Raw genomic sequence first — 17,321 nt, 5'->3', positions numbered from 1 at the left:
GCAAGGCCGCACGGCACCGACCGCGGGCATTCGCCGCGGTGGGCTCCATGGCCGACGCTTGAAGGAGGCGACAGACCGAGACGAGTAGGTGGGACCGATGGAAGCGATCGTCTTCGAGGAGTACGGCGGGCCCGAGGTGCTGCGGCTCACCACGGCCGACGAACCCCACGCGGGCCCCGGGCAGGTACGGCTGCGGGTCAGGGCGGCCGGTGTGAACCCGCTCGACTACAAGATCCGGGGCGGCGGAATGCGGGAGGTGTTCCCCACCGAGTTCCCCGCGATCCTCGGCAGCGAGGCGGCCGGAGTGGTCGACGAGGTGGGAGAGGGCGTCACAGGGCTCGCGGTCGGCGACGAGGCGTTCGGCTTCATGGAGACCGGCGCCTACGCCGCGTACGCCCTGGCCTCCGTCGTGGCCCGCAAGCCCGAGGAACTGGGCTGGGAGGAGGCGGCCGCGCTCCCGGTGGCCGGTGAGACGGCGGACCGCGTCCTGGACCAGCTCGCCGTCCAGAACGGCGAGACCCTGCTGCTGCACGGCGCCGCCGGGGCGGTCGGCTCGGCCGCCGTCCAACTGGCCGTCGCGCGCGGTGTCACCGTCATCGGCACCGCGTCCCCGCGCAACCACGACTATCTGCGCTCGCTCGGCGCCATCCCGGTCGCGTACGGGGAGGGGCTGGCCGACCGCGTCCGCGCGGTGGCCCCGAAGGGAGTGGACGCGGTCTTCGACGCGGCGGGCAAGGGCGCGCTGCCCGTCTCCATCGAGCTGCGCGGCGGCACGCCGGACCGCATCGTCACCATCGCGGACCCGGCCGCCGCCGAGTACGGTGTCGCCTTCTCCAGTGGTGGCGACCGCGACGCCGACGCTCTCGCCGGGTACGCCCGGTCGGCGGACGAGGGCGGGCTCCGGGTACCGGTCGCGCGGAGCTTCCCGCTTCAGGACGCGGCGGCGGCCCACGCGGAGAGCGAGTCCGGCCATGTACGCGGCAAGCTGGTGCTGCGGCCGTAAGACCTGTCCGGGGTCCGGACGGCGGCCGGGGCGCTCATCGCCGCCCCGGGCGCCATGCCCTGCCTGATCTCACAGGCGCGGTGGTACTGGCTCGGCCAGGCCGCCGTGTCGGCGGGGCGGTGGCGGAGGGCGAGGTAGGGATCGAGGAGCAGAGCACGAGGGTGTGCCACGCACCGGCATGGACTGGGAGGTCGACGCCCATGGCATCGAATCGCTGCTGCGCCTCACCCACGACTACGGAGCCCGCAAGCTGTACATCACCGAGAACGGCTCCGACTACCCCGACGTGGTCCTCCCGGACGGAACCATCGATGACCCCGAGCGCGCCGACTACCTGGTCCAGCACCTGGCCGCTTGCGCCCGTACCCACCGCGCGGGCCTGACCCCCTTCACCCGGTCCGGCGCGCCAGCCACCCCGGGGCCGGTCCCACCGTGGTGGTGGGACCGGCGGATCTCCGGTCAGGGGTAGGAGACCACCGTGGACGGCACCGTCGTGTCGCCCGAGGTGCCCGCTCCGGTGGTGTTGATGACGTGTTCGTACTGGCCCTTGCCGCCGAGCGAGACGACGAGCAGGTTGTGGAACTTCACCCCCGCGCTGTTCGGCGCGGCGAAGCCGTGGCCCTGGCGGATCGTGGGATCGACGTTGTAGAAGCAGTAGCTGCCCAGGCCCCAGCCCTCGTGCGTGGTCACGGAGTCGGCGACCTTGTAGGCGGCGTACCCCTTGGTGGCGCCGTTCTGGATGGCCGCCTGGTCGGGGGCGTCGTACGCCTTCTCGTTCTGGAAGAAGATGGTGCGGCCGCGCTGGCCGTACCACTGGACGTCGTACTTGTTGAAGTGTTCGACGAACAGGCCGGTCGCCAGGACGTCGTCGCCGTTGACCCGGATGCCGTAGTCGGCACGATTGGTGTCCCAGCCCACGCCGTCGCCATGGTCCGCGCGCCACACCCAGGTGTGGTCGATGATGGTGTGGCGGCTGTTGATCACCATGCTGGTGGTGGCCTTGCCGGGGCCCGCGCCGCCGATGCGGATGAAGACGTCCTGGACGGTGGTCGGGTTGGCGGAGTGGTCCGCGGAGGCGCCTTGGGGGCCGACCTCCAGGAGGGTGGTGGAGTTGACGGTCCCGGCGTCGATGAGGAATCCGGCGAGCCGCACCCCGTCGACGTCGGCCACCTTCAGCGCCGTCACCCCGTTGTCCGGAACGAGGGTGGCGTATCCGAGGCCGAGGACGACCGCGCCCGCGCGCTTCACCTCGACGGGCGCGTCGACGTGGTAGATCCCGGGCGTGAGCAGCAGGTGCAGGCCCTGGTCGAGCGCGGCGTTGAGCGTCGCCGCCGTGACGCCCGGTTTGGCCACGTAGAACTGGCTCAGCGGCACGGAGGTGCCCCGGGGCGTACCGCTGCCCCACGTGGTGCCGCGCGCGTTGGTGCGCTTCTCGGGCAGGAAGACCTTGTAATCGCTGCCGTCGAGGTAGAGGAAGGGCTTCTCGCGGGAGACCGGGGTGGTGTTCAGCGTCGTGTACGGGGGGTTGGGGAAGCTCTGCGCGGGGGCGCCCTCGACGCCTGAGAACACCATGTTCCACACGGCGTTCAGCCAGCCGCCCACCGAGCTGTCGCGGGTGTACCACTGCTGCTGCGAGTACGGGCCAACCGTGCCGTCGATCCGGCTGTCGGCGATATAGCCGCCACTGGCCCAGCCGTATCCGTCGGGGGAGAGGTTGAGCCCGCCCCTGATGTGCATCCGCCGGAACGGCGCGGCCTGCGCGACGGCCCACCGGTTGGTGCCGCTCACCGGAACGAGGGCGAGATTCTCCGCCGAGCGCCAGAAGTTCTGCGTGGCGTTCCCGTTGAACCACCCGGCGTCGACGGTGACATCCCCGTTGATCGTGGTGTCGTCGGGGGACAGGCCGAGGCCCGCGATGGAGGTGTAGAAGCCGAGTTGGGCGTTGAGGCCGTGATACGTGCCCGGCTTGAACAGCAGTGCGTAGCGGCCGGTGCCGAACTGGGCCGACTCCTGCCGCTTGAACACCTCGTCCAGCGTGGCCTGGATGCCCGGCGTGGCCGGGTCGAAGACCAGCACGTTGGGGCCGAGGTCGCCGCCGCCGGGCAGCGCCGTGGCGGACCGGCCGTTGGCCGCGGACGCCGCCGAAGCCGGGGAGGCGAGGGCGAGCAGGCTCGGGGCGGAGGCCGCCATGGCCATCGTGGTGAGCGCCTTCCGGCGTGGGAACGCGGTTCTGCGAGCGGCCGAGCCACCATCGGTGGGGGGTGTGGGCATGGGCGACTCTCCTTGTTCAGGATATGAACGATCAGGATGTGGGGGAGCGCTCTCTCGCCGACGCATGCTTCAGGTGTGTGAACAGGGCGTCAAGAGTGGTGTCCAGAACTTCCCCAAAATATCGCCCATGGAGCATGGCCTGAGTTCAGAAGATGTCGAAATGGCCGCCTGCGCCGAGGAGTTCGCAGCCACGTCCTTGGAACCTTGCTTCTTTCATTGACAGCGGAAAAGAACGACTCTAGGTTCCGGCCATGCTCTCGTCCCCCGGCATCGAGACGTTCCCGGCGCATACGCCCGCCGCTTCCCAGATCTTCACCACGCTCCTGTGCCACGGCCCTCTCACCCGGGCGGAGACCGCGCGGCGGGCCGGACTGTCTCCGCCCGCGATCACCAAGGCGGTCCGGCCTCTGATCGAGGCCGGATACCTGGTGGAAGACACGGACGAGGAGGCGCGGAGCGCCCTCGGGCGCCCCGCCAACCCGGTGCGGGTCGAAGGGGCCCGCGCGCTGTTCATCGGCATCAAGGTGACGGGGGACGAGATCATCGGCGTCCTGGCCGATCTGTGCTGCCGTATCCGGATCGCCCGGCACGTGCGGTTCACCTCGTCCGGCCCCCGGGCGGTACTGGCATCGACCGCGGCGCTCGTCCAGGAACTGCTGACGGAGGCGGACGGCTTCGGCGTCCGGGTCCAGGGCGTGGGCGTCGCCGTCTCCGGCGATGTGGACCGTGCCGGGGGAGTGGTGCGCTACTCGCCCTTCCTGGAGTGGCGCGACATCCCGCTCGCCGAGGTGGTCGGGATGGCGACCGGACTGCCGGTCACTGTCGACAACGATGTCAGAGCGCTGACGGTCGCCGAGCAATGGTTCGGCGCAGGGGCGGGGCTGTCCGACTTCGCCCTGGTGACGGTGGGTGCGGGCATCGGTTGCGGCCTCGTCGTGCACGGGCGGGTCGTCTCGGGCGCGCACGGCGTGGCAGGCGAGATCGGGCATCTGTCCGTGGACCCGGCGGGGCCGTTGTGCCACTGCGGCAACCGTGGATGCGTGGAGGCGATCGCCGCGGACTCCGCCCTCGTCCGCGGTGTCCGGGACACGACGGGTATTCAGGTGGCCGATGCCGCACAGGCCCTGGAACTGGCCCACCGGGGCGACCCGGGGGCCCGCGACGTGTACGCGCGTGCGGGGGCGGCGATCGGCCGGGCCATCGGGACGGTGGCCAATCTCCTGGGCTCCGAGCGCGTGATCATCTCCGGTGAGGGCCTGGCGGCCTACCACCTTTTCGCCGATCAGATCCGCGCCGCGTTCGCCGCGTCCGCCTTCGGAACGGCCGCGCGATGCGATGTGAAGACACGTCCGTTGTCCTTCGAGGAGTGGGCGCGTGGGGCCGCGGCCACCGCTATCCAGTCCTTCATCGGATCAGACGCTTGAGGAGCAGCGATGGCGCTGCAGACAGGAGGCCCGACCCATGCGGTCATCCTCGTACCCGGCCATCTACCCGGCCACTTTCCACGTTCGTCCTCGCTCCGGCCGCCGGGCCGTGGGACACCTGCTCGTCCTGGCCCTCACCGCCACACTGGCCACCGCCGTCCCGGCAGCGCGGGCGGCCACGCCCGCTGCCCCGGCCGCCCGCGCCACCGCGGATCTCGCGGGTCTCACGGATCTGGCGGCGAAGCCGTACATGGGCTGGTCCAGCTGGAGCATGCAGTCCTCGAAGTACCCGGGTCTCAACCCCGACGGTGACTACAGCTACCTCACCGAGACGAATGTCCTGCGGCAGGCGGACACCATGGCGTCCAGGCTCAAGCGATACGGCTACACGTACGTCAACCTGGACGCCGGATGGTGGCGCGACGCGGACTGGAAACCGCGGTTCGACCCGTACGGCCGGCAGGAGGCCGACCCCGGCCGCTTCCCCCACGGAATGAAGAGCGTGGCCGACCGCATCCACGCCAAGGGCCTCAAGCCGGGGATCTATCTGCCCGTCGGTCTGGAGAAGGAGGCGTACGGCGCGGGAAAGGTCCCGATCTGGAACACGGAGGACTGCACCACCGCCGACATCGTCTATGACGACCTGCGGACCACCAACGGCTGGGACAGCGCCTACAAGCTCGACTTCTCCCGCCCCTGTGCGCAGAAGTACGTCGACTCCCAGGCGCGCATGTTCGCCGACTGGGGCTATGACTTCCTGAAGCTCGACGGTGTCGGCCCCGGTTCCGGCCAGAGCGGTGACAACTACGACAACGTCGCGGATGTCGCCGCCTGGCAGCGGGCCATCGCCGCGACCGGCCGCCCGATCCACCTCGAGATCTCCTGGGGCCTCGACATCGGCCATGTCGGCGACTGGAAGAAGTACTCCAACGGCTGGCGCATCGACACCGACGTCGAGTGCTACTGCAACACCCTGGTGAGCTGGGAGAACTCCGTCGACGACCGCTGGGACGACGCACCGGGCTGGAGCCGTCACGGCGGCCCGGGAGGGTGGAGCGACCTCGACTCCCTGGACGTGGGCAACGGCGAGATGGACGGTCTCACCAAGGCCGAACGGCAGAGCTACGCGACCCTGTGGGCCATCGCCAAGTCGCCGCTCTACACGGGCGACGACCTCACTCGCCTCGACGACTACGGGCTCTCCCTCCTCACCAACCGGGAGGTGATCGCCCTCAACCAGGCGGACACCCCGCCCGCCCGGCCGGTCACGCCCTCCGGTGACCAGCAGGTGTGGGCGGCCGAGCGGCCCGACGGCAGCTACACCGTCGCCCTGTTCAACCTCGGCGACAACCCCGCCGCGGTCACCGCGGACTGGTCGTCCCTCGGGTTCTCCGGCAACGCCGCGGTCCGGGACCTGTGGAACCACGAGAACCTGGGCGCGCATCCGGACAAGGTGACCCAGGCGCTGCCCGCGCACGGCTCACGCCTGTTCACCGTCACTCCGCGCGGCCCTGCCCGGCCCACGACCGGTTACGAGGCGGAATCCCCGGCCAATACCCTCGGCGGCAACGCCTCCGTGGCCGACTGCGGCGCCTGCTCGGGCGCCCACAAGGTCGGCAGCCTCTACGGCGGCGGCACGCTCCGGTTCAACGACGTCACCGTGAAGAAGGCCGGACGTTATCTGATCGACGTGGCCTACGTCAGCGGTGACCCGCGCTCCGTGAAGGTGTCCGCGAACGGCAATGGCGCCACCAGCCTCAAGTTCCCCTCCACCGGCGACTGGGGGACGCCCGAGACGGTCAGCCTGCCCGTCACCCTCGCGGCGGGCGCCAACTCCGTCACCTTCGACAGCGGCACCGGCTACGCCCCGGACATCGACCGGATCGGCGTCCCGACGCTGCCCTGAGCGCGCGGCGACACCCCGCACGGCCCCGCCGCGCGGCGACACGCCCGGACCCGCGCGGTGGCACGCAACAGCCCCGCGCGGTGGCACGCATGGCCCCAAGCTTCTGACCGCGTACGGCCGTCCCTCCCGCATGCCCGTCACACCGGAATGGAGTGCACCGTGGACATCCAGCGCACCGACCCGCCTGGCCCTCCCGCCCACCGGCGGACCTTCCTCTCGCTCGCCGGAGCCGTGGGAGCCCTCACCGCCCTCGGCGGTCTGCCCGCCTTCTCGGCCGCCGCGGCCCCGCGCCGACCGGCCCGGTCCCCGCGGCCGGACGAGCCGCCGAAGACCGAGCTGTGGTGGCAGGCGCCCGCCTCCGGCCAGTCGATGATCGAGCGGGGCCTCCCGGTCGGCAACGGCCGGCTGGGCGCGCTCACCGGCAACGATCCGTCCCGCGAACTCCTCCTGATCACCGACGCGACCCTGTGGACCGGCGGGATCAACGACATCCTCGATGGCGACGGCCAATTCCCGTACGACGCACAGAACTTCGGAACCTTCACCCTGCTGGCCCGCCTGACGGTCGACATCCCCGACCACGACCTGTCGGCCGTCTCCGGCTACCGGCGCGGTCTCGACCTCCATCAGGGCGTGGTCACCTCCTCCTACGTACGCTCCGGCGTGACCTACCGGCGGCAGATCTTCGCCAGCCACCCCGATGACGCCATCGTCCTGCGCTTCACCCAGCGCGGCGGCGGCCGTTACACCGGCACCGTGAACCTGGAGGGCACCCACGACGAGACCACGACCGCGGAGCGCTCGCGGCGGGTCGCGTCATTCGGCGCGGCCTTCCCGAACGGTCTGGCCTACGGGGCCGCGGTGACGGCGTACGGCACCGGTGGGACCGTCACGGTGGACGGGCCGAGGATCTCCTTCACCGGCTGCGAGGAACTCACCGTGGTGGTGAGCGGCGGCACGAACTACCGGCCCGACGCCGCCACCCACTATCGCGACCCCTCGCTGGACCCGCGGCGGCTGGCCCGGAACAAGGTGCTCGCCGCCGCGGCCCACTCACCCGGCACCCTCCTGCGCACCCATGTCGCCGACCACCGCGCGCTGTTCGAGAGCATGGACATCTCGCTCGGCACCTCGTCCCCCGCGCAGCGCGAGCTGGACACCTGGGAGCGGATCACCGCCCGCGCCAGGGACGGCGTACCCGACCCCGAACTCGAAGCCGCCTACCTCCAGTTCGGCCGCTATCTGATGATTTCCGGGTCCCGGGACAGCCTGCCACTGGGCCTCCAAGGGCTGTGGCTGGACGGCAACGAACCCGCCTGGATGGGCGACTACCACACCGACATCAACCTCCAGATGAACTACTGGATGGCCGACCGCACCGGCCTCTCCGGCTGCTTCGACGCCCTCGTGGACTACTGTCTGGCGCAGCTCCCGTCCTGGACCGAGCTCACCCACACCCTCTTCAACGACCCGCGCAACCGGTACCGGAACTCCACCGGCGAGATCGCCGGGTGGACCGTGGCCATCTCGACCAACATCCACGGCGGGATGGGCTGGTGGTGGCACCCCGCCGGGAACGCCTGGCTGTGCAACTCCCTCTGGGAGCACTACGAGTACACCCAGAGCCGCTCCTACCTGGCCAGGATCTACCCGCTGCTCAAGGGGGCGTGTGAGTTCTGGCAGACACGGCTGCTCACCGAATCGGTCACCGACCCGGCGACCGGTACGTCCCGACAGGTACTCATCGCCGACAGCGACTGGTCGCCCGAACACGGACCTCTCGACGCGAAGGGCATCACCTACGCACAGGAACTGGTGTGGGCCCTGTTCGGCAACTACCGCACCGCGTGCGCCGTGCTGGACAAGGATGCCGAATACCGCGACACCATCGCCTCCCTCCAAGAGCGCCTGTATCTTCCCCGGGTCAGCCCGAAGACCGGCTGGCTCGAGGAATGGATGTCCCCGGACAACCTGGGGGAGACCACTCACCGGCATCTCTCCCCGCTGGTCGGGCTCTTCCCCGGAGACCGACTCCGCCCGGACGGCTCCACCCCGCGGGAGGTCATCGACGGCGCCACCGCCCTGCTCACCGCGCGCGGCACGGAGAGCTTCGGATGGGCGAACGCCTGGCGCGCCCTGTGCTGGGCCCGGCTGAAGGACGGGGAGCGGGCCTACCACCTGGTGGTGAACAACCTCCGTCCGTCGACCGGCGGCGGCAACGGCACCGCCCCGAACCTGTTCGACATCTACCAGGTGGACCAGGGACACGGCGTCTTCCAGATCGACGGCAACTTCGGAACGCCCACCGCCATGATGGAGATGCTGGTGTACTCGCGGCCCGGACACCTCGAACTCCTGCCCGCCCTCCCCTCGGCGTGGTCCTCGTCCGGCTCGGTCACGGGAGTGGCGGTGCGCGGTGGCTTCACCGTCGATCTGCGCTGGCGGGACGGCAAGCCGACCGAGGTCACGGTGCGCAGCGTCGGCGGGCGCACCACCACCGTGTCCTACGGCGCGGTGTCGCGGAGGATCAGTCTGAAGCCGGGCCGATCGGTCACCCTGCGGGAGCTCGGCCGATGACCACGGTGTCCGCGAGCCGAACCCGCCTTCGCCGCCTCGCCGTCGCCGTCGCCTCCGTGCTGATCGCCGTCCTGTGTGCCCCGGCGACCGCGACGGCGGTCGCGCACTCCAGGGCGGCGGACACCTCACGTCACCTTCAGGACGCCCCGCACGAGGTGATCACCTGGGGAGCGAGCGCCGACCGTATCGGCGACGCCGCCCCCGACCGCGGCTACCGGCTGGTCGTCCACACCAGCGCCGCCGGAAGCGGTCTGCGGATACGCCTGTCCAACGCGTTCGGCGACCGGCCCCTGACGTTCGGCAGCGCCTACGTCGGGGTTCGGCGGACCGGTGCGGACGCGGTCCTCGGCAGCAACCGCCGCCTGACGTTCGACGGCTCGCGGTCCCTCACCGTGGCCGCAGGACACGCCGCGTACAGCGACCCGCTGCCCGGACGGTGGGCCGCCTCCGCCACGTTGCTGGTGAGCCTGTACGTGGCGGATGCCGGCGGCCCGGCGACCGGACACTCCATGGCCATGCAGACGTCCTACACGACCACCGGCGACCACACGGCCGAGGAGGACGGGGCCAACTGGACCCAGGCCACCGGTTCCTGGTTCTACCTCGACGCCCTCAGCGTGCGGACCACGCCGCGCACCGGCGCCGTCGTCGCCCTGGGCGACTCCATCACCGACGGCTGGCAGTCCACCGGCGACCGGAACCGCCGCTGGCCCGACTACCTCTCCCGCAGACTTCAGAACGCGGACGGCGTTCCCGTCAAGGGGGTCGCCAACGAAGGCATCTCCGGGAACAAGGTGCTGGCGGACGGCGCGGGCCAGAGCGCGCTGAAGCGGCTGGAGCGGGACGTGCTGTCGCACCCCGGGGTGCGCACGGTGTTCCTGTTCGAGGGCGTCAATGACATCAAGGCCCACACCGGCGTCACGGCGAAGGACCTGATCGCGGGTTACCGGGAGATCGTCGACCGGGCACACGGGGCCGGAATGTGCGTGGTCGGTGCCACGATCGCGCCCTTCAAGGGCTGGTCCGAGTGGGACGCGGCGGGGGAGGCCGTACGCCTGGAGGTCAACGACTTCATCAGGAACAGCGGCGTGTTCGACGCCGTCACGGACTTCGACCGGATTCTGCGCAGCCCCTACGACCACGAGCGCGTCCTTCCGGCCTTCGACGGCGGGGACCACATCCACCCCAACGACAAGGGCATGCAGGCGATGGCCGACTCGGTCGACCTCGCCACCCTGGACTGCGACCGATGAGGAAGCGAGCCTCAGTCCCGCGAATGGCCGAACAGGATGCGGTACAGCACGAGCAGAACGAAGGAGCCGCCGATCGCCGCGCCCCAGGTGGTCAGGTCGAAGAACTCCTTCTCCACGGGCCGGTCGAGGAACTCGGCGGAAATCCAGCCGCCGACGAACGCTCCTGCGACGCCGATCAGGGTGGTGCCGATCAGCCCGCCCGGGTCGCGTCCGGGAAGAAGCACCTTCGCGATGGCGCCGGCGATCAGTCCGAGGACGATCCAGCCGATGATGCCCATGTCGTTATCCCCTTCATCTGGCTGCGCCGGGGGTGAAGAAGGCCCGGCCAGCGGTAGTACATGCTTGGTTGCGCAACTGTACAGATGACATGGGGGACGCGGCGCGGCCGGTGGCGGTCGCACCGCGGGGCAGGACCCTGACCGCAGGGCGCGGGGGAGCGGTACGCACCGCCTAGACTGAGCGCGCACCGGGTGCGCAGAGGTGATCCAGGCGGACGGGAGAGCGATCGTGACGGCAGGTGTCGGCGGCTTCGAGGACCCTCCTGCCCAGGTGCTGGCCGACGCGGCGGCGGCGTTCGGGCTGTTGGCGTCGCCCGCGCGGCTGCACATCATGTGGGCGTTGGGGCAGGGCGAGTGCGATGTGACGAGCCTCGCGGAACGGGTGGGTGGCGCGCTGCCCGCCGTGAGTCAGCATCTGACCAAGCTGAAGCTCGCCGGTCTGGTACGGGCGCGGCGCGAAGGCCGTCGGCAGGTCTACTTCGTCGACGACCCGGACATGGTGACCGTGATGCGGCTCATGGTCGGTCAACTGACCGACCGGGCCGAGCATGCTCCGACACGACGCTCCCGTGGCCTCGGGGCCTGAAGCCGCCGCTGCTTCCGGTGCCGGTGCCACCGCCTCCCGGGAACAGCGGCCCGGCCCGGGCGGCGGCGACGCCCCACCGGGGGACATATCCCCGAACACCACCGCCTTCACCTCGCTCCAGGTGCTGCGCCACCTCGACAGCGGGCCACGTGGCCTCGCGGAAGCAGAGGCTGACGAGCGCTTGGCCCGGTGGGGCGAGAACACGGTGCCGACCTGGCGCACCGCGTCCTGGCCGCTCCGGTTCGTGCGGAGTCTGCGCGATCCGTTCACCGCGGTGCTGCTGTGCCTCGGGCTGGTGTCGGCCGCCGTGGCCGCATGGGGCACCGCCTGCGTGATCCTGTTCCTGGTCTCGGTCAGCTGTGTGCTGCGCTCGTCCGGGGAGCACCGGGCCGACCGGTCCATGGCCGCGCTGCGAGAGCTGATCACCACCACGGCGACCGTGCTGCGGTGCGCCGATGAGGACGAGCCGCCACAGGCCCGCGAGATTCCGGTCGACCAGTTGGTGCCGGGTGATGTGATCCGTCTCGGCCGGGGTGACCTGGTCCCCGCCGACGTGCGGCTGTTGCGCACGAGCGGTCTGCGCGTCCATCAGGCGCCACTGACGGGCGAGTCGGAGCCGGTCGCCAAGTACGCGGTCGACGCGCCGGGCCCGCCCGAGCGTGGCCTGTTCGAACAGCCCGAACTGTGTTTCCAGGGCAGCAGCGTCACCTCCGGCAGCGGCACCGCGGTGGTCGTCGCCACCGGGGCGCACACGCGGTTCGCCACGGCCCACAGCCGCACGGGCAGGCGTGAGGCGAGTGCCTTCGACCGGTCGGTGCAGGGCATCTCCTGGGTCCTCATCCGGTTCATGCTGCTGACCCCGCCCCTGGTGCTCATGGCCAACGCGGCACTGCGCGGGCGCGGACTGGAGACCCTGCCGTTCGCCGTGGCGGTCGCGGTCGGGCTCACCCCGGAGATGCTGCCGGTCATCGTCACCACCGCACTCGCCCGCGGGGCGTCCCTCCTCGCACGCCAGCACAGGGTGATCGTCAAACGGCTGCCGGCGCTGCACGATCTCGGCGCGGTCGACGTGCTCTGCCTGGACAAGACGGGAACCCTCACCCTCGACCGGCCGGTGGTCGACCGGGCGCTGGACGCCCATGGCCGGGAAGCCCCCGACGTACTGCACCTGGCCGCCACCAACGCCTGGTGGACGCTGCAACTCGCGGACCTGCCCGCCCCGGACGCCCTCGACGAGGCGCTCCTGAACGCGGTCGACGAGGACGAACTCCTCCACTACGACGGTGTCGCCGCGATCCCCTTCGACCCGGTACGCCGCCTCGCCACCGCCGTCGTACGCCGACCCGGCCGCCTGGGCACCCACACCCTCGTGGTCAAGGGCGCCGTGGAAGACGTACTCCGGCGCTGTGCGCTGGACGACGGCGAGTCGGCACGGCTCCTCGCTCTCGCCGAACGCGAGACGGCCGGTGGACTGCGGCTGCTCGCGGTCGCCACCGTGGAACGCCCGGCCCGCCACCGTGGCTACACCCCGGCCGACGAACGCGGCCTGACCTTCACCGGCTTCGTCGCGTTGCGCGACGCACTCGCCCCGACCGCCGGGGAAGCCCTGGGCGTCCTCGCCGACCGCGGCGTCACCGTCAAGATCCTCACCGGCGACCACCCGGGCACCGCGGCCCGCGCCTGCCGCGACCTCGCCCTCGACCCCGGCGAGGTGCTCACGGCCGACCGCGTCGACGGCCTCACCGACGCGGAACTCGCCGACACCGCCCGTCGCACCACCGTCTTCGCACGCTGCACTCCTGAACACAAGGCCCGCATCATCGCCGCGCTGCGCGCGGGCGGACACACCACGGGCTTCCTGGGCGACGGAGTCAACGACCTGCCCGCCCTGCACGCCGCCGACGTGGGCATCTGCCCCCGGGACGCCGTCGCCGTCGCTCGCGAAAGTGCCGACGTGGTGCTCGCGGAGAAAGACCTCACGGCCATCGACCACGCGATCAGCGCCGGCCGGGCCAGCAGCGGCAACATCGCCACCTATCTGCGCATCACGCTCTCGTCCAACCTGGGCAACGTCATCGCGATGCTCGCCGCCGGTCTCCTGCTGCCCTTCCTCCCCATGCTTCCGTCCCAGGTGCTGGTGCAGAACCTGTGCTTCGACGCGGCCCAGCTCGCCTTCGCCTATGACCGGCCCCGACAGGCCCTTTCGCACAAGCCGACCGTGTTGCGGCCCCGCGACTTCCTCCGCTTCATCACCGCCTTCGGCCTGCTCAACGCCGCCGCCGACCTGGCCACCTTCGCCGTCCTCGCGCTGGCCCTGCACACCTCCGAAGGCCCCGGTGACCCCGCGGTGTTCCACTCCGGATGGTTCACCGAGAACCTGCTCACCCAGGCCCTGGTGATGCTCCTTCTGCGCACCGGCCGCCGCACCGCTGGCAGCCGTGCGCCGAGCCCGGTCCGCTGGGCCGCGGCCGCGCTGGCCGTGACCGGAGTTCTTCTGCCGTTCTCCCCGCTCGCCCCGTCCCTGGGCATGACCACCCTCGCGGTTCCGTACTACCTCCTGCTGGCCGCTGTCCTCGCGCTGTACGCGGCGGGACTGATGGCTGCCAGAGCAGCCTGCGAACGACGCGGGGACGCGGACTTCGCTCAGCCGTAGGAGAGCTTGGAGCAGGGGTGTGCGACATCCCGTGAATTCCCCTGAGCCCTGCTGAGTCCTTGTCCCCGTGGCCAGGGTGTTCGGCCTCCTCCACAAGGTTCCGGGCCGGTTCAGCACATCGCGCGGCCCCTGGAGGCCGTGTTCTCCAGGGAGATGTCGGAGCGCGATCACCAGCACGGCGTCCTTCCCGCGTTTGCCGTAACGGCAAGCAGTCTTGCTCATCTGCTCGGGCCGAGTGGATCATCCAAGCCATCGATACCACCGGTCGGTCCGTGACGGTCGGGCGTGTTTCCGGCCGGCGGTGAGTCCTGACGGCGGTCGCGGGTGACCGCCACTTGGAGAGGAGAACACTGTGTCCAGCGATTGTTTCGGTGACGACGGCGCGTTGACCGAGTACGACAAGTGGCGCCAGAGCCGATGGGAGGAGATGGCGGGCCCGGACGGGAAGGCGGGCCGCATCGCCTATCGGCTGATCACGGAGCCGGGTCAGGAAGTCCCCGAGGTTCCGGGACGGTGGACGTCCACCGGCTTCTCGGGGAGCCTGACGCTGACCGCGACCCATGGGGAGGGCGTGTCCGTCGATGGCCGGGCCGTGGACGGCGCGGTGGAACTGACCAGCGCCAGCCGCCTGTCCTTCCCCGGCGGGCGGCGCGGCACCATCGAGGAACTGCGGGGAGCCCATGTCCTGGCCGTGTGGGATGCGGCCGCGCCCACTCTTGTCGGCCTGCGCGGGATCGAGGTGTGGCAGTGGGACCCGGCCTGGATCGTCGAGGCGGAATACCGTCCGGCGGATGCCGGACGTCTCCTGGAAGTGACCCGGCTGACCAGCCCGAGTACGCGGGACACCCTCCCGGCCCCTGGTGACTTCGTCTTCGATCTGCGAGGCGAGCGGTACACGCTCCGGGCGTTCGGTGTGGGCGGCGACACCCTGCTGATCACATTCACCGACGCCACCAGCGGCACGGACACGCCCGGCATGGGCCGTTGGCTGATCCTGTCCCGCCCCAAGGACGCCACGGGTACGGCCCGTATCGACTTCAACCAGGCCGTTGTTCCCCACCACATCTTCTCGGCGGCTTTCCCCTGCCCCCTGCCTCCCCGGGAGAACCACCTCCCCCTGCGCATCGAAGCGGGGGAGCGCGCCCCCGTCTTCGAAGAGAACGCGGCCGTCGGCACCACCACCGGCCCCGCCGTCTGACATCCGCCGCAACCGGCGCACCCCGAAAGGAAGAAACAATGACACCCGACCAGGACCTTCGCGCGGCAGCGGTGCACTACCTCCGGCAGTGGGAGGTGCGGGACTACACCACGATGCGATCCCTGTGCACCGACACCGCCACCGTGTGGCACAACGACGGAAGCGGCGACCAGCCGATCGACGAGAACATGGAACTGCTGAAGCAGTTGGCCGCCGACGTCGACACACTTCGGTACGACATCGTGCGCCAGTTCCAGAACGGCGACGAAGTGCTCCAGCAGCAAGTACTCCACCTGACCATGACCGACGGGTCCCGCAGTGACGTACACGCGGCGATGTACTTCCGGTTCGACGGCGGCCTCATCGACCGCATCGAGGAATACTTCAACGTCGTACCGCTCAACGAAGCCATGCCGTCGTCCGGATCGCCCGACCAGCCCTGATCGCGGCCGCTCCCGCCAAGCAGCCGGTCGGCGGGCTGAGGCAGGGCCCCGGAAGCAGCACCGCCCCGGGCCCTGCCATATGCGAGGAGACCGCAACCTCGTCTGTGCCGACCCGCTGACAGGCGGCAGCGCCGCTTCTGGCAAACGCGCCTCACGCGCTCCGGGACCAAGCGTCCAGGCCGCCCGGTCACGCCCGTTGACCCTGAAATACCCCCCGGGGCACACCGTTCAAGAGGAGTCATAGTCGTGTTCTTCGTCGACATCCTGGAATTCGAGGGCCTGGGCAACCGCAGCTACCTGGTCGGAGGACCCCGTTCGGCGGTGGTCATCGATCCGCCGCGTGACATCGATCAGGTCATCGCCGCAGCGGCCCGGCGCGGGGTGCGCATTGCTTTCGTGGCCGAGACCCACGTGCACAACGACTACGTCACCGGCGGCCTGGAGCTGGCTCGGGTGACCGGGGCCCGCTACCTGGTGCCGGCCGCAGCGCACGTGTCCTTCGCCCGAACCCCGGTGGCCGACGGCGACACCGTGACGGTGGAGGAGGGTCTGGTGCTGCGCGCGCTTGCCACCCCCGGGCACACCCCGCACCACACCTCCTACGTCCTCGCCGAGGACGGGCGCGGCGTGGCGGCGTTCACCGGCGGATCGCTGCTGATCGGCGCGGTGGGCCGCCCCGATCTGGTCGAGCCGCGGCTGACCGAGCAGCTGGCCCGTGCCCAGCACGCCTCCGCCCACCGCCTCGCCGATGAGCTGGACGACGAGGTGCCGGTGCTGCCCACCCACGGCTTCGGCAGCTTCTGCTCCTCCTCGCAAGCCGAAGGGGACACGACCACGATCGGCCGGGAACGCGCCACCAACGACGCGCTGACCCTGGACGTGGACACCTTCATCGCACAGATGATCGCAGGGCTGGACGACGTGCCCGCCTACTACGCGCACATGGGCCCGACCAACGCCGCGGGACCCTCGCCGGTCGACCTCACCCCGCCGGGGCGTGCGGACGCCGAGGAGATCGCCTCCCGGCTGGCCGCCGGTGAGTGGGTGGTGGACCTGCGCAGCAGAATGGCCTTCGCCGAGGAGCACGTAACCGGGTCGTTCAACTTCGAGGGCGAGGGCAAGCTCGCCACCTATGTGGCCTGGCTGATCCCGTGGGGCAAGCCCGTCACCCTGCTCGCCGACACCCCTGAGCAGATCACCGACGCACAGCGAGAGCTGACCCGGGTGGGCATCGACCGCCCGGCCGCCGCCGCCACCGGCGACCCGGCCACCTGGGTCCGCGCCGGCGAACAGCTCGCTTCCTTCCCCCGCGCCCGCTTTGCCGACCTCGCCGACGTCCGTGAGCGCGGCGACGACGTGGTCGTCCTGGACGTGCGCCGGGACTCCGAGCGCGCGGGCGGCTTCATCGACGGCTCGGTCCACATCCCGATCCACGAGCTGTACGGCCGCATCGGCGAGGTACCGCCCGGGACGGTGTGGGTGCACTGCGCCGCCGGCATGCGCGCGGCGATCGCCGCCTCCCTGCTGGACGCCGCCGGTCGCGACGTGGTCGCCGTCGACGACGGTTTCGACGCCGCCACCGAGGCGGGACTGATCCTCATCCGCCCCGACGGCACCGACTGCGCGGGCCGCCGAACACCGTTCTCGGCAGGTCCCACGGTTCGTTGCTGGGGGGCGTGGTCGACCGACCGGAGGTGACGGAGCGCGGACACGGTTCCGCTGCTCTCCG

General features: G+C 70.8%; 12 protein-coding genes and 1 pseudogene. 11 read left to right on the top strand and 2 right to left on the bottom strand.

Annotated elements, in window-relative coordinates; genetic code table 11:
- Positions 1-97: 97 nt before the first annotated feature.
- Both ABZ370_RS37950 and ABZ370_RS37945 read left to right on the top strand, forming a co-directional pair.
- Positions 98-1,003, top strand: coding sequence for an NADP-dependent oxidoreductase (locus tag ABZ370_RS37950; protein WP_358631013.1), 906 nt, complete (start codon positions 98-100; stop codon positions 1,001-1,003).
- 160 nt (positions 1,004-1,163) lie between these two features.
- Positions 1,164-1,472: pseudogene (locus ABZ370_RS37945) on the top strand (family 1 glycosylhydrolase); the annotation flags it as partial.
- Here ABZ370_RS37945 and ABZ370_RS37940 read toward each other — a convergent pair.
- Entirely contained in the window at positions 1,463-3,199 is a 1,737-nt protein-coding gene (locus ABZ370_RS37940; RefSeq protein ID WP_358631173.1) for a coagulation factor 5/8 type domain-containing protein, read from the bottom strand. The pseudogene ABZ370_RS37945 and the gene ABZ370_RS37940 overlap by 10 nt on opposite strands.
- A gap of 326 nt (positions 3,200-3,525) precedes the next feature.
- Between ABZ370_RS37940 and ABZ370_RS37935 the strand changes: the two genes are divergently transcribed.
- The 4 genes from ABZ370_RS37935 to ABZ370_RS37920 all read left to right on the top strand — a co-directional run bounded on the left by ABZ370_RS37935 (position 3,526) and on the right by ABZ370_RS37920 (position 10,434).
- Positions 3,526-4,698, top strand: coding sequence for an ROK family transcriptional regulator (locus ABZ370_RS37935; protein WP_358631010.1), 1,173 nt, complete (start codon positions 3,526-3,528; stop codon positions 4,696-4,698).
- A gap of 37 nt (positions 4,699-4,735) precedes the next feature.
- Positions 4,736-6,604, top strand: a complete 1,869-nt coding sequence (locus ABZ370_RS37930) for a carbohydrate-binding protein (protein WP_358631007.1) — start codon at positions 4,736-4,738, stop codon at positions 6,602-6,604.
- Between the two features lie 159 nt (positions 6,605-6,763).
- A complete protein-coding gene (locus tag ABZ370_RS37925) occupies positions 6,764-9,181 on the top strand; it encodes a glycoside hydrolase N-terminal domain-containing protein (RefSeq protein ID WP_358631004.1) in 2,418 nt (805 codons plus the stop codon).
- Complete coding sequence (locus tag ABZ370_RS37920; protein ID WP_358631001.1) at positions 9,178-10,434, top strand: SGNH/GDSL hydrolase family protein; 1,257 nt, start codon at positions 9,178-9,180, stop codon at positions 10,432-10,434. Before ABZ370_RS37925 ends, ABZ370_RS37920 begins: the two co-directional genes overlap by 4 nt.
- 11 nt (positions 10,435-10,445) lie before the next feature.
- Here the strand turns inward: ABZ370_RS37920 and ABZ370_RS37915 are convergent, their stop codons facing one another.
- Entirely contained in the window at positions 10,446-10,712 is a 267-nt protein-coding gene (locus ABZ370_RS37915) for a GlsB/YeaQ/YmgE family stress response membrane protein (protein WP_358630998.1), read from the bottom strand.
- A 226-nt stretch (positions 10,713-10,938) separates the two neighbouring features.
- On the opposite strand from ABZ370_RS37915, the gene ABZ370_RS37910 reads away from it, so the two are divergent.
- The 5 genes from ABZ370_RS37910 to ABZ370_RS37890 all read left to right on the top strand — a co-directional run bounded on the left by ABZ370_RS37910 (position 10,939) and on the right by ABZ370_RS37890 (position 17,290).
- Positions 10,939-11,298: a metalloregulator ArsR/SmtB family transcription factor gene (locus tag ABZ370_RS37910; RefSeq protein ID WP_358631171.1), complete on the top strand. Its 360-nt coding sequence runs from the start codon at positions 10,939-10,941 to the stop codon at positions 11,296-11,298.
- Positions 11,282-13,951: a magnesium-translocating P-type ATPase gene (gene mgtA / locus ABZ370_RS37905; protein WP_358630995.1), complete on the top strand. Its 2,670-nt coding sequence runs from the start codon at positions 11,282-11,284 to the stop codon at positions 13,949-13,951. Before ABZ370_RS37910 ends, mgtA begins: the two co-directional genes overlap by 17 nt.
- A gap of 352 nt (positions 13,952-14,303) precedes the next feature.
- Positions 14,304-15,149, top strand: coding sequence for a DUF1684 domain-containing protein (locus ABZ370_RS37900; protein WP_358630992.1), 846 nt, complete (start codon positions 14,304-14,306; stop codon positions 15,147-15,149).
- 38 nt (positions 15,150-15,187) lie between these two features.
- Positions 15,188-15,592: a nuclear transport factor 2 family protein gene (locus ABZ370_RS37895; RefSeq protein WP_358630989.1), complete on the top strand. Its 405-nt coding sequence runs from the start codon at positions 15,188-15,190 to the stop codon at positions 15,590-15,592.
- 246 nt (positions 15,593-15,838) lie between these two features.
- Positions 15,839-17,290 (top strand): MBL fold metallo-hydrolase, encoded by a 1,452-nt coding sequence (locus tag ABZ370_RS37890; RefSeq protein ID WP_358630986.1) that lies wholly within the window; start codon positions 15,839-15,841, stop codon positions 17,288-17,290.
- The last annotated feature ends 31 nt before the right edge of the window (positions 17,291-17,321 follow it).

The organism is Streptomyces sp. NPDC005962 (assembly GCF_040629205.1).
In the GTDB taxonomy this organism is placed as follows: Bacteria; Actinomycetota; Actinomycetes; order Streptomycetales; family Streptomycetaceae; genus Streptomyces.
The sequence above is the reverse complement of the archived record's forward strand: the minus strand, read 5'-3'. Positions and strand labels throughout refer to the sequence as shown.

Coding starts and splice junctions, on each gene's coding strand:
- ABZ370_RS37950 (WP_358631013.1), top strand. CDS start 98: ATGGAAGCGATCGTCTTCGAGGAGTACGGCGGGCCCGAGGTGCTGCGG.
- ABZ370_RS37940 (WP_358631173.1), bottom strand. CDS start 3,199: ATGGCCATGGCGGCCTCCGCCCCGAGCCTGCTCGCCCTCGCCTCCCCG.
- ABZ370_RS37935 (WP_358631010.1), top strand. CDS start 3,526: ATGCTCTCGTCCCCCGGCATCGAGACGTTCCCGGCGCATACGCCCGCC.
- ABZ370_RS37930 (WP_358631007.1), top strand. CDS start 4,736: ATGCGGTCATCCTCGTACCCGGCCATCTACCCGGCCACTTTCCACGTT.
- ABZ370_RS37920 (WP_358631001.1), top strand. CDS start 9,178: ATGACCACGGTGTCCGCGAGCCGAACCCGCCTTCGCCGCCTCGCCGTC.
- ABZ370_RS37915 (WP_358630998.1), bottom strand. CDS start 10,712: ATGGGCATCATCGGCTGGATCGTCCTCGGACTGATCGCCGGCGCCATC.
- ABZ370_RS37895 (WP_358630989.1), top strand. CDS start 15,188: ATGACACCCGACCAGGACCTTCGCGCGGCAGCGGTGCACTACCTCCGG.